The 12398-nt window shown below is 36.0% G+C and carries 16 protein-coding genes; 2 read left to right on the top strand and 14 right to left on the bottom strand.

Annotated elements, in window-relative coordinates:
- Positions 1–434: 434 nt before the first annotated feature.
- The 6 genes from IE080_RS12840 to IE080_RS12815 form a co-directional block, all read right to left on the bottom strand.
- Complete coding sequence (locus tag IE080_RS12840) at positions 435–641, bottom strand: type II toxin-antitoxin system VapB family antitoxin (protein ID WP_189583167.1); 207 nt, start codon at positions 639–641, stop codon at positions 435–437.
- A gap of 101 nt (positions 642–742) precedes the next feature.
- Positions 743–1855: a 6-bladed beta-propeller gene (locus tag IE080_RS12835; RefSeq protein WP_189583164.1), complete on the bottom strand. Its 1113-nt coding sequence runs from the start codon at positions 1853–1855 to the stop codon at positions 743–745.
- Positions 1856–1965: 110 nt separating this feature from the next.
- The gene (locus tag IE080_RS12830) at positions 1966–2301 is read right to left on the bottom strand and encodes a type II toxin-antitoxin system PemK/MazF family toxin (RefSeq protein ID WP_189583161.1); all 336 of its coding nucleotides are present in this window, start codon (positions 2299–2301) and stop codon (positions 1966–1968) included.
- On the bottom strand, positions 2301–2588 hold the full coding sequence (locus IE080_RS12825) for an AbrB/MazE/SpoVT family DNA-binding domain-containing protein (protein WP_189583158.1): 288 nt from the start codon (positions 2586–2588) through the stop codon (positions 2301–2303). The genes IE080_RS12830 and IE080_RS12825 overlap by 1 nt, the downstream gene beginning before the upstream one ends.
- A gap of 283 nt (positions 2589–2871) precedes the next feature.
- Positions 2872–3753 (bottom strand): LysR family transcriptional regulator, encoded by an 882-nt coding sequence (locus IE080_RS12820; RefSeq protein WP_189583155.1) that lies wholly within the window; start codon positions 3751–3753, stop codon positions 2872–2874.
- Between the two features lie 91 nt (positions 3754–3844).
- Positions 3845–4414, bottom strand: coding sequence for an ORF6N domain-containing protein (locus IE080_RS12815; RefSeq protein ID WP_189583152.1), 570 nt, complete (start codon positions 4412–4414; stop codon positions 3845–3847).
- Between the two features lie 329 nt (positions 4415–4743).
- On the opposite strand from IE080_RS12815, the gene hutH reads away from it, so the two are divergent.
- Positions 4744–6315 carry a histidine ammonia-lyase gene (hutH, locus tag IE080_RS12810; protein WP_189583149.1) on the top strand — a complete coding sequence of 524 codons (1572 nt, stop codon included), beginning with the start codon at positions 4744–4746 and terminating at the stop codon, positions 6313–6315.
- A gap of 95 nt (positions 6316–6410) precedes the next feature.
- On the opposite strand, the gene IE080_RS12805 is transcribed toward hutH, so the two are convergent.
- From IE080_RS12805 to IE080_RS12775, 7 genes are all read right to left on the bottom strand, one after another.
- Positions 6411–7571 carry a 6-bladed beta-propeller gene (locus IE080_RS12805; RefSeq protein ID WP_189583146.1) on the bottom strand — a complete coding sequence of 387 codons (1161 nt, stop codon included), beginning with the start codon at positions 7569–7571 and terminating at the stop codon, positions 6411–6413.
- Between the two features lie 25 nt (positions 7572–7596).
- Positions 7597–7818, bottom strand: coding sequence for a hypothetical protein (locus IE080_RS12800; protein WP_189583143.1), 222 nt, complete (start codon positions 7816–7818; stop codon positions 7597–7599).
- A gap of 465 nt (positions 7819–8283) precedes the next feature.
- On the bottom strand, positions 8284–9300 hold the full coding sequence (locus tag IE080_RS12795) for a DUF4934 domain-containing protein (RefSeq protein WP_229800629.1): 1017 nt from the start codon (positions 9298–9300) through the stop codon (positions 8284–8286).
- Between the two features lie 161 nt (positions 9301–9461).
- Positions 9462–9908, bottom strand: coding sequence for a hypothetical protein (locus tag IE080_RS12790; RefSeq protein ID WP_189583137.1), 447 nt, complete (start codon positions 9906–9908; stop codon positions 9462–9464).
- Positions 9909–10090: 182 nt separating this feature from the next.
- Positions 10091–10363, bottom strand: coding sequence for a hypothetical protein (locus IE080_RS12785; protein WP_189583133.1), 273 nt, complete (start codon positions 10361–10363; stop codon positions 10091–10093).
- 175 nt (positions 10364–10538) lie between these two features.
- A complete protein-coding gene (locus tag IE080_RS12780; RefSeq protein ID WP_229800628.1) occupies positions 10539–10874 on the bottom strand; it encodes a hypothetical protein in 336 nt (111 codons plus the stop codon).
- Between the two features lie 173 nt (positions 10875–11047).
- Positions 11048–11218, bottom strand: coding sequence for a hypothetical protein (locus tag IE080_RS12775; protein ID WP_189583127.1), 171 nt, complete (start codon positions 11216–11218; stop codon positions 11048–11050).
- Between the two features lie 667 nt (positions 11219–11885).
- Here IE080_RS12775 and IE080_RS12770 point away from each other — a divergent pair.
- Complete coding sequence (locus IE080_RS12770) at positions 11886–12194, top strand: hypothetical protein (protein ID WP_229800627.1); 309 nt, start codon at positions 11886–11888, stop codon at positions 12192–12194.
- On the opposite strand, the gene IE080_RS19510 is transcribed toward IE080_RS12770, so the two are convergent.
- Positions 12187–12398, bottom strand: a 212-nt coding sequence (locus IE080_RS19510) for a hypothetical protein (RefSeq protein ID WP_229800626.1), incomplete at its 5' end; no start/stop codon positions are given. The two genes, IE080_RS12770 and IE080_RS19510, sit on opposite strands and share 8 nt — an antisense overlap.

The following is a 12398-nucleotide window of genomic DNA, read 5'->3' as shown; positions in this document are numbered from 1 at the left end:
CAAAATAATGAATTTTGCCGAAAGGGTGGAGCTAGAAGGTTTAAAGGATGAAGGAGGAAAAAAATCTTTCGTGACATTCGTATCATTAGTGGACAGCCAAACTAATGTCGAATGATGAACGCTGAATTTCGAATGTTGAAGGGCAAACGGGCACTCGCTCTTTTTGGAAAGCAGTTGGAATGAGGAATTGGAAATGAAAGAAAAAAGATAAAAATCTGTGCTAATCTGCGAAATCTGTGGACAACCTGATAATGATGAACGATAAAAAAATCTTTCGTGACATTCGTGTCATTAGTGGACAGAAAATACAGTATCCATACTATCGTAAGTAGCGAAAAATCCTACCCCACTTGAAATAATAGCTCATACCCTACCATCCGTCTTAGCTTTTTATCCAAGGTCCAAAGCTTTAACTCATTTAAAAACAACACCTCTCATCGGCGATTCAAATCTCTTAATTCCTGAGCAGAGTATTTAAACTCTAAGGGCTCACTCACAATGGAAGCTCCTATTTGCTTGACTTTTTGAGAGCGGATGTAAGAAACTAAGGCTACCTTCAAAGCCTCCGTAATCGTATCAGCTTTAGAAAGCTCCATGGCTTCTTCAATCAATTCCTGAGAAATTATTGCTGTAACTTTCATAGTATCATTTTTTTACATATTTACGATAACGTATCGTATATTAAAAAATAATAAAGCCTTTTAAAGTACACTTTAAATTTGGTTGTTATTCTATCCAATTATTACTTATACGGCAAGTTAAAAACCACTTTACTTTCTGGATCGTTTGGTAAATTGATTTTTTGAGTATCCACAATTTTAGAACCGTTCAATTGATAAAACTTAGAAAGAGTTTCGGAATTCTGCCAATACCATGCAGCATTCAAATGATTTTGTTCAAAAAACACATTGGATGGTAAGGGCAATAAATCATTTTTTATCGTTTGAATTAACTGGGCTTGTCTTGAAGATAAATCAACTTTCAGATATTTTTTTTTCTTTTCGTGAGAAATGGAGAATAATAGTTCTGATGCGCTTAATCTCACCCCATTGGATAAATCTTTATACCCTTCAAACTCATTGTATGCCTTCAGCCTTTCTAAAGGATGTAAATCTTTAAATTTGCTGATATCTATGAAACTGCTTCCAAAATTTAAATGAAATCCATTGACATTTGTTTCATTGACTAAATAAATTGAATCAGATGCAGGATGATAATGAATAAAACTTTTTGAGTCTAACCCTATAAAAAAATTACCCGTAAGAGGTGCTGAAATCAAGGTTTCATCAAATTGAATCAACCCATTCATGTTACCCGCCTCAAAAAAAGAAAGCCTAAATGGGAAATCCGGATTAGATTCTAAATGATACAAATATATACCAACATCATTCACATAGATACCACTGGCAGAATAACTTATCTTAATTTCTTCTAGTAATCTCAATGAACTATCGAAGACTGAAATTTTTCTATGATAACCTTGAAGCACATAAATTTTATTATCATAAACAGCAAAATCACTTATTTCTCCAAATCCTTCTGGCCCCTCTCCAATATCGTCTCTCATCGCCATTAGATGCCCTTGGAAATCATATACAGCCAATTGTTGCAGTAGATCAAATGAAGAAATCACAATAAAATCATCAGCAAAATTAACTTTACCTAGCGTACCAAGTGGTCTATTCTCCACCAAAATAATAGGATGAATATCACTAAAATAGGAAGAGAACAACAAGGGTTCATTTGTCTTGAAAATATTGATAATCGTATCAGAAGAATTTAATCCTGAACTACAAGAGTAAAAAAAACACATAATCCATAGAAAAGCATTAAATTTCATCTGGCCATTTTTCATAATTCAAGAGGTAATAATTTACTCAGTAATAAAAAAAACAATATTCTGCCTACTTTCCTAATCTTAACTATGGAATAATTTAGTTTTTCACAACCAAAATCCTCATTAATCTAAATCAACCCCAACACTTTCGCCAAACAAACCTTGACTTCGGCTAATTCAAGTTCTGTAAGTACTCCAATTTTCTTCACAAACCTTTTTTCAGACAAGCTCTTTACTTGAAAACAATCAGCAAAAGAGGCTTTTGATAATCCATTGAGATGATTAGGCTTTAGGAGAACCATCCAACTTTTTGGTTCCTTAGTCCCATCTGTCAACGGAACAACAATCTTCAAAGGCAATATCCCAAGGGAATCAGCATTAACGATGATTGCTGGCCTAGTTTTTTTTATTTCTTGACCGACTTGCGGTTCAAAATTCACCAGCCACACTTCTCCATTTTTCATCATTCAATGATTTCAGTATCAATATCACCCCAATCCTCAACTTCTTGCTCATAATATGATCTAGTCTCAGGATCAGAGGCCTCTTTTTCCATGGTTGTGTAGATTGTCTTTTTGTTTTTTCGGGCTTCCTCCATTTTCAATTGAAATATGGATTTAGTAGCAGGTCTGATCATGATACCATCTCCATGATCTTCAATTACCACCTCGGCAAGCTCATATTTGTCAATCAATGCTTTAGGCAAAATAACCCCACTACTATTGCCTATTTTTCGAATTTTGGTTTCCATACCCAAATTTACAAAAAAAGTAATAACATGTTATAACAAAAGTTCCTGTTTTTCAAAAGTTTAACTTTTCGCTTTAAGTAACTAGTTCAACCAACTCTCTATTCTTTATTAATAACTTTTTCTTACATATCCCTGCAAAAGCTCATACTTCTATCCCTTTTCTATCTTATAAGTTAACTTCGAGACGTTTCGATTTGAATTGTTTTCCCGCCCAACTCTATTTCCACCTTATTTCAATTATATTTCTATGATACTTTCATAGCATAAGGGAAAGCTAAATTTATCAAGAGTCTTGAATCAATTGGAGAACCTTTGATAAAGCCGCATTCCTATTCCCCTTTTTCCAAACGGCATATAGCTCCGTTTTTTGCTTGATCTTATCCAATTCGATAAACTTCACCTTTAAATCATACCCTTGTTTCAAGGATGTGGGCACTATGGCCACACCCAATCCCGCCTCTACCAGTTTGAAAATGGTCAGGGCATGCACAGACTTATGGGTGATACGTGGTGAAAATCCCTTATCCTCACAGATAGACATAATCTTATCATAGTAAATGGAGGAATAGTCCTGAGAAAAGAGGATGAAATTTTCTTCCTTCAATTGCCCTACATGCTTAAAACCTTCCTCTATCAAAGGATGTCCAATCGGCAAAACCACCGAAAAAGTATCCTGATGGACCATCTTCATCTCCAAGGACTCCGGAACCCGCGCCAATCGTACAAATCCCAAGTCTAATTTATCTTTTTCCAACATTTCGATTTGTATGGCATTGCTGAGTTCCTCCAGGGAAGTTTTGATACCGGGAAAGGTTTGGGAAATTTTGACCAAAAGTTCGGGAATTACTGTATGGGCCGCAGAGCCTAGAAATCCAACCCTCAATTCCCCGATGTTACCCGAAGCTATTTCCTTGAGTTGGGTTTTGGTGAGTTCCAGGTGATTGAAGATATAATCTACCTCAGCTTTGAGGAAATGACCCGCAGGTGTAAGGACTACCTTCCGCTTCGTCCGCTCAAACAACTGAACTTCAAGGATCTCCTCCATCTGCTTGACCTGACGGCTAAGCCCCGGTTGGGAGATAAATAATCGCTCTGCTGCCCGGCCGAAGTTGAGTTCTTCGGCAACGGCACGGAAGTATTCGAGGTGACGGAATTCTATGTTCATATTTTTGCACCTATTAATCTTTGATGCCTAGTAAATTTCAATAGCTATTGATAGATAGTATGATATTGACAGATATTTAGATTTGAATAAACTAAGGTTTCTTAAAACCGATTGTTTTTCGTTCTGTCATAGATGGCCTAACTAGCTCTTCAATAATCTGATAAATATTCCTAATATGCTCACTATGATCTCTTTGGTTTTGACTGAGTTCATCAATTTTTCTGATTAGTCCTTCATAATTCGCAGCCCATTCACGCATTTTCACAAAAACCCTCATAATGGAAATATTTACTTGAATGGCTGTTTTACTGTTGAGTACAGAAGATAACATAGCTACCCCCTGTTCGGTAAATACATATGGAAGGTATTTTCTATGCCGTCCACGATCATTCTTTAAGGTCACAAATTGTGACCTTAAAGAATCACCTTCTTTTCCTTCCTCTATTACTGCCCTTAAATCCTCCCACTCCTCATTGGAAATTTGAAACATGAAATCTTCCGGAAAGCGATCCAAATTTCTTTTAACAGCTTGATTAAGCACCTTAGTTTCAACTCCGTACATCTCAGCAAGATCACTATCCATCATCACTTTTTGATTTCTGACTACATAGATTGCTTGAGCAATTCTCTCTTGAATGATTAAATCTTTTGATTTGTTCATATAGATACAGGATTAGGATAGAAAAACATTCAGTATCATTTACAAAAAATGACACTGCAATTTAATCTTAAGAAGAATACCAGCCAATTAGACTTATCAAAATAAACGTTTATTTTAATAACTTTAAGTAATCAATAATTGAAAATATTGGTATTTATAATTATCATAATAGTTTTGTAATTTTGAATTGACTTATCCTCGTTGTGAGCATTTCGTTAAGCCGTTGCGATCGTGGCGTGAAAAAAGAGTTCATGCAACGGCTGCAAAGTTGAACGCTAACAACGTTATTGGTTCATTTTTGATGTAAAATAGCAATTGATACAAAAGTTATGTTAGAGATATTTGAATATGGTCAAGACCACCTCACCGCCTCCATCACCCTCGGCATCGCCAATAGAAACATAAAAGGCATCCTCAGCCCTGAAACCAGAGAAAAAGTCAGGGACAGTGCTGCTGCAGTCGAAAAAATCGTAGCCAATGGCCTACCGGTCTATGGTATCAATACAGGCTTTGGGCCATTGTGCACTACGCTGATCTCTCCAGATCAGACCCGTAAACTCCAAGAAAACCTGCTCAAAAGTCATGCTGTAGGTGTAGGTGAGCCTATTCCTGTGGAAATTTCCAAACTGATGCTGATCCTGAAGCTTCATGCGCTAGCCAAGGGCTTCTCGGGCATACAAGAACAAACCTTGGATAGGATACTTTGGCATATTGAAAATGATGTCATTCCTGTAGTGCCCAAACAAGGTTCGGTAGGCGCATCGGGTGACCTCGCTCCCCTCTCCCACTTATTTTTACCGCTGATCGGATTGGGAAAAGTGCATGTAGGTGGGAAAATATTATCGGCAGCCGAAGTCCTCGAAGAGCATCAGCTGTCCCCCATCCACCTTGGCCCCAAAGAAGGACTAGGATTGATCAACGGCACGCAGTTTATTGCAGCCTTTGGAGTGAAAGTTATAGAGGGTTTTCACAATATCCTCGCCCATGCAGACATTACAGGGGCCATGATGCTAGAAGGGCTATTGGGCTCTATCAAGCCATTTTCTACCGAACTCCATCAACTCCGACCCTATGCAGGTAATCAACACGTAGCGCAGACCATCCTCAACCTCTTACATGAATCTGAGATTGTACATTCCCATGCGACCTGTGCACGGGTGCAGGATCCTTATTCCTTGCGCTGCATGCCCCAAGTCCATGGAGCCTCCCGCAATGCATGGCTGCATTTGAAGCACATGCTGGAGACCGAAATCAACTCTGTTACCGACAACCCAGTGGTCTTTGATGAAACCCATACCATCAGCGGAGGCAACTTCCATGGTCAACCCATTGCTATGCCATTGGATTATGCTTGTTTGGCCGCATCTGAAATCGGAAATATCTCCGACCGTAGGATTTACCTTTCCTTGGAAGGCGACACGCCTGGAGTGCCCAAATTGCTTCTCAAAGAAACCGGCTTGAACTCTGGTTTTATGATCCCCCAATACACTACGGCAGCTTTGGCTAGCGAAAACAAAGGCCTTTGCTTCCCTTCCTCTGCTGATAGTATTCCTACCTCCCTGGGTCAGGAAGACCATGTGAGCATGGGAAGTATTGGTGCCAGAAAAGCATTGCAAGTCATTGAAAACGTTGAGAAAATCCTAGGAGTAGAACTCTTCTGTGCAGCCCAAGCGGTGGATTTCCATGCTCCTTTGAAATCAGGAAAGATCATGACTGCACTTTACGAACATGTCCGCACCAAAATCAAACATGTCACCGAAGATCAGCTCATGTATGAAGACATGGAAACTGCTATCTCTATCATTCAGAGCGGAGAATTACTTAGCTTGGCAAGAGAAGTGGCAGAAAAAGAAGGATTAGAATTGGAGACGCAATGGTCAGAGGATTTTGATAGATTTTAGGTCAAATGAATTTTATATGTTCTAAAGACCTTTGAGGGCTTCCAGACCTCAAAGGTTTCTTGTTTGAATTCATTAAAAGTTCAATTTTTCTAATACTATCTTACTTTCAAAAACACCAAAACTAGCCTATCGTCCAACAATTCCTCTTGGTGTTTAATCCAAAATTCCTCCAAATTCCCTTCGATTGATTTTCCAGATTCTTTGACTTTCACTATACGGTTATAAAATTCGTTGGAATTGATTTTCATTATTACAAAATCCTCCATAGACCAAGCAATTGGGAGGTTCAAATTCCAACTATCCAAGTCATTCTCAATATCCCGTAATCTAAATTGTTTTTCAACATTCAAATCCCCATCAAAAATAAACCAATGCGGATCTCCAAGTCCATGAGATACAGATAAAATAGACCCATTTTTCAATGGGCCATAATATCCAAGCATGGAAACATACTTATTTTCGATAAAAGCCTCCTTATTATTCCATTGATCTTTAATGAAATTGATATGTTGATCTTTGGGAAAATTAAACTTACCAAAATCAAAACTAACATAATACTTATTAAAACCATCTAAGTCAAAAAATGCGGCCTTGTAAGAAAAGGGAACTACAAACGAAACCAACCTTTTGGAAAAATCAGGTACGAATCCATACATATGACTTACTGGAGGAAGACTTTTATCCAACCTATCGATATTGAAAGTATGTAAAACCTGATCATTTTTTGAAAAATGAAAATCTGTACCATGTAAATTATAGTCATCAAAATAGGTCAGTTCATACCCTAGCCAATAAAATTTATTAAACCCAAAATAAGTATGCTTTTTTTCCAAGATAAATCGCCCCTCATAGTCGAATACCAAAGTCTTTTTCAAATAATCATCCTGAATATAAATTTTATTCTCACTTACTGAAAACTCATCAATTTGGACAAACTCATAAGGACCTACTCCTGACGACTTGATGATAGCTTTTATTTTTCCTGAAATATCGAAAACAAATAAATTATTGAGTTCTTTGTCCTCTACAAAAATTAAAGAATCCTGAACCACAGTTTTGTAGGGTCGAACAAGCGGAAGCGATAGGTCTTCTTCTAAAAATACATAATGAGCCTCAGAAAATATCTCTAAGGCCTTCACCGGGGAGTTTTTGTCAAAATCAAGAAAAACTGTATTGGAATGATTTTCTTTTGGCTCCGATAGACAACTAAAAAGCAACGGAAAAAGGAAAAGTATAGAAAGAAAACTTTTTTTCACTTTTAGAAGAGTTTTTAAAAGAAGACTAATCAAGAATTTCTGCCCAAAGCGAACATGGTACTTGTCCACTTACATTGCAACTGCTATCAACAGCTAATCGACATTTCATGACAACTACACCTGCCGGAGAATCACAGTTCTCAGGCTTTTCATAATATCCTGACGCAACATTTTGTGCCCCTGTAAATGGGCTTGTAAAAAAAAGTGAAGCAATTAAAGCAATACAAATCAGAATCGATTTTCTCATAATTGAAAATGGTTTAAATTATTAAAATAAACTAAATACACCCGAATCTAAATGATTGATATAACCTTGCCAAATCCAATACCCTTTGATGAACAAACACTTAGATAAATTTATACTATTCCAATAGTCAATTTCAGAATAATCTTTTAAAAATTAGTTTACCCCCCCTCCTAAAAACCAAATAATTAGTAATTATACATTGATTTTCCAAAAGAATAAACTTTTTTTATAGTTTTTGAAAAAAAAATTAGCGTGCAATTTGTGAAAAAAGCGTAAAGCTCAAATTTCACAATGAACAAGGGATGTTTAGACAACCTAAACAAAGGACGTAAAAAACCCCTATCATTTTTGCTTATAACTACTCACTATGTTCCTTTCTTTAAGCAGAAATCAGCGAATCGATTTACACCCTCGAAAGGTTTTATATGATTTCCCATTTCGAATCAACTTATTAAATCCAGCCGTTCATCGCAACCTATCCACGCAAAGCACATAACCTTCCTTCTTCAAATGCGCTATAACGTGATCAGGCAGACCAATGTTCTCCGCTGCATCTACTCGGTCGGGGTGGATATAACTCACAAGATCATTGTTGTCTATAAATGAAAATGTAAGAAACATACTCCTTAAGTTACCAATGTCATCTGACAGTGCTAGTGGTTTTTCTATAAATCCCTTGTTGGATTGGGTATCCAAGATAAGGATTCTATTGGATGTAAGGCCATACCCAACGGTAAGAATAAAATTGTTTTGTGTCTTTGCAGCAAACTTATTGAGGAAACGAAAATCCGAAAGCTTTGGCATAAACGTTTCCAAATCTCTCCTGACATTATCGGGTACATTAAATTGCTCAAAATCCATCTTAACTATTCGCTGAAAGTTTCCATCACGGGAAAAAATAAAGATGTCATTTTCTATAGGTCTATTAAATACGATGATATCAGATAGGGTAAATCCAAAATCAAAAACAAAATTCTGATCCACATGATCATCAAATTTCATTCGTGTCTCTTGTACTTTCAGTTCAAGGTCAGTTTTAACAAATCTATACCCTTCATAACCCAAACCATTCCAAGGAGACAAAGCAAAAAGAAATCCTCCTTCTTCCAAGTGTATGATTTTTTCTGCGTCAAAACCTAATCTAAAGTCTTTTTGGAACCTAAAATCCCCATCGTACACAAACAGTTTCTTCAAAGTAGCATCCAAAACATATAGCTTACCGGAAATATCCACATCAAAATCACTTATCCTACTATATTTCCCCGGTCCCTCTCCGCTCAAATTAAATCGTTTGATGAATTTTCCAGAATCATCAAATATTAGGATACTTTTGTAAGCCCAATCCAACACATAGTAATTACCATTCCTTTTGATCAATTTATCAAGATTGAAAATTTCACTTCCAGCTTGGTCATTTTCCAATAGTACAAAGCTTCTCTCTTCAACCAATTCATCCGGCAGCAAGCCACTAAACTCCTCCATTTCAAAAGTTGAAAACCTTATTTGATCGAGATTTACCGATAAATATTTTTGATCATTATTTTTCTGGGAACAATAGGTCAAAATGAAAATTATGGAAATAAATAAACCCTTACGCATGATAATTATGACTTTAAATGAATCCGAACGTTACCCTAAGGTTATTAATCAGTCCTCATGGCATCTAAATCCCCGGACCAATCAAGCATTTGCTTGAATTCTTGACCTAGCCCAAAAGCCAGACTTCCTGCCAATGCAAACCAATACCCTATTTCAAAAACATTTAGTGCCTTGAATGGGTAATGAAACCATTTCTCTAACAAACTTGAATCAAAAAGACTGAAAAGAGATAAAGGATAGAACGAATTAAACTCCTCCAAAGTGAAGCTTGGCTCTACAAATTCAAACCATAAGATCTTGGATAAAACAGGAAGCAAAAATACAAACTCTACAATAACACATGCCTTAAAAACGTCAGAAAAGGGATACTTCAAATTAGAAAGGTAAAGCCCCATATATACCAAACTGGCAGGGATCAGAATCTTAAAGAAAGTTATAATAGGAGCAATCAGGTAAGTCAACCAAAGCCATCTTCCTCGAAACTCAAGCATCTGTCCTATTCTGGTATAAGAATATTGCTCTGAAAAGTGTGAATAAAAAACATCATCTGTGAGAATTATAAAGTCAATATAAATAGATATAACAATAATAATTATAATTAAAAACAGTAATTTATTCATTTTTCCAAAACATTATTTAAAAATTTTATGAATACTTCTATTTAGAACTAATTCTAATAACAATCAATGAACTTGTAGGTACTCCCATATTTTGCAGCCTTTCCTCCAGGAAAGATTGGCTTTAAAATTAATCTACAGCTATCTGACTGGTCAATAAAATATTTGTACGAAGCCATAATTTCTAGGTCATTGATAATCAATGTGTCTTTATCAAGATGCCAAATTCCTTTTTTATCAATAATTGCTTCATTTCTTAAATCTTTAAAGAAAATAGTATCTCCTTTAAAAACGAGCTCAAATTCTTTCATTGCCAAGCTATACATCATAGACTCTTAATTGTTCATTAGTATCCAATGATTGAAAAACCTGTGAATCGAGAACCCTCTCAAAAGAAGCAAAACTTTTAATTACCCAACGCCCCTCCTGAATCGAATCTGAGAATACAGAAAAAACCATTTACAAATTCAACTCATTGTAACATTTGTATATATCAAAACCAAGTTATTCTTCCCTTTTAAAAATCATCCTACTTTTGAAGGGAACTCCATCACGAGGATTAATCATTTTCATATGGAGTTCAGATTCGTCCAAATTAGTAATTAAATATTTTTGAACACTCATTTTTTGTAATTGACCAATGACTAAGGTATCTCCTTTAGTCCACCATAAGCCTTTTAATTCAATAATCTCATTATTTTTATAATCAGTAAAGGTTACAGTATCTTTTTCAAAATGATAAAATGAACCATTAAGAACTTTAGAAAAGGTTTCAGCAAGTGCGTTTTTTGTTTCTTCATCTTCCATTTGAAATCTTTGAGAAGTTAAAATATTTTCCATGGACTCATCTCTAGACATTTCCCATCGACCAATTAGAAGGTTATCATTACAATTGATTAAATTTAATATATAGACTAGTTGAAGAATAAACATAAGAAATCTTAAATTGAGAATAGTATAATTATTTGTAGAAGTATCAGATTGGCTGACTCATAGGTCAGCCTAATCATAATTTATAACTGTTGATCGTGACCAGAACAGTTAGCTTCATAGGACCTCACGAGAAGTAAATACAATTCACTATCACCTTGAAATCCACCGCCACTTAGCAACAGCCAAGCATGGTCACAATAATCAGATCCTCCGACCAGATTTTCCATCTGATCCATATTAAGTTGTTCCATAATTTATAATGGTTAAAACTGTTAGAAATAATTTACAATGATTGAAACTACATTATACATACCACTTTCCCAAATTACCTAACAGCTGAATAACAAACACTTAGATAATTTTGTACTATTCTAATAGTCAATTTCAGAATAATCTTTTAAAAATTAGTTTACCTCCCCCCCCGAAAAACCAAATAATTAGTAATTATACATTGATTTTCCAAAAGAATAAACTTTTTTTATAGTTTTTGAAAAAAAATTAGCGTGCAATTCGGCTAAACTATATTTTTTTCAAAAACCCCGACATCCATCCCAATTATCCGATAGCGTAAAATTCCAAATCAAAATAACCATTTACTTGCTGTCACTGATTTCTAAAAATTACTTCAGGCTATTACTTATTGAATAAATTGGTATGGAAAATTATAAAGGGATTTGGGTACTTTTGTAATAAAGACACAAAGACGCTAAGAAACCAAGGAAATATTACATTGAAGTAAGATGCGAAAGACGAGAAACAAGAACAAAGAGGCAAGAGACAAGACTGTTTTCGTTACCTTATAAAAGCCTTTGCGCCCCTGTCTGCCGACAGGCAGGTTTGCGAGCCAAAAACCAAACCTTTGTGTCTTCGTGCCCCTGTCTGCTGACAGGCAGGTTTGTGGCAATTTAACATATGAATATGCAAACCATCAAACATACCCTTATCGGACCCATTCGCCAAGCAGTTACTATGACAGGACTTCCCTTGAAAGGAGCGCTTAAAGATGAACAGCTGGAAGTCATCAGCGAAGCAGGCATCCTGATCAAAAATGACCGCATCCATCAGGTCGGTAACTATTGGGAATTATATCCCGAAGCACAGTCTATAGGGGCTGAAATGGTTAGTTTAAAAGGGGACTTTGTCGCATTGCCCGGCCTCATTGATTGCCATACGCATATCTGTTTCGGCGGTAGCCGTGCCCAAGACTATGCCATTAATCTCAACTAAAACCTGAAATTTCCTTTACAGAATTGGATAACAAATTTTCTGACTTTAAAAGATCCATTGGGGTTCCTTTTTCTATTATTTTTCCATCTTTCAAAATATAAATCACTAGTGTCCGACTAAAGTCGGCCATTAGTGAAAATTGTTTGAAAGGAATAAATATAGCTACTCTTTCTGTTATGAATGAAAAGTAAGCCCCTATGTTGG

Origin of the sequence: Mongoliitalea lutea, assembly GCF_014652135.1 — a bacterium.
Lineage (GTDB): Bacteria > Bacteroidota > Bacteroidia > Cytophagales > Cyclobacteriaceae > Mongoliitalea > Mongoliitalea lutea.
Note: the sequence above shows the minus strand (reverse complement) of the source record. Positions and strands in the feature narration are given on the sequence as shown.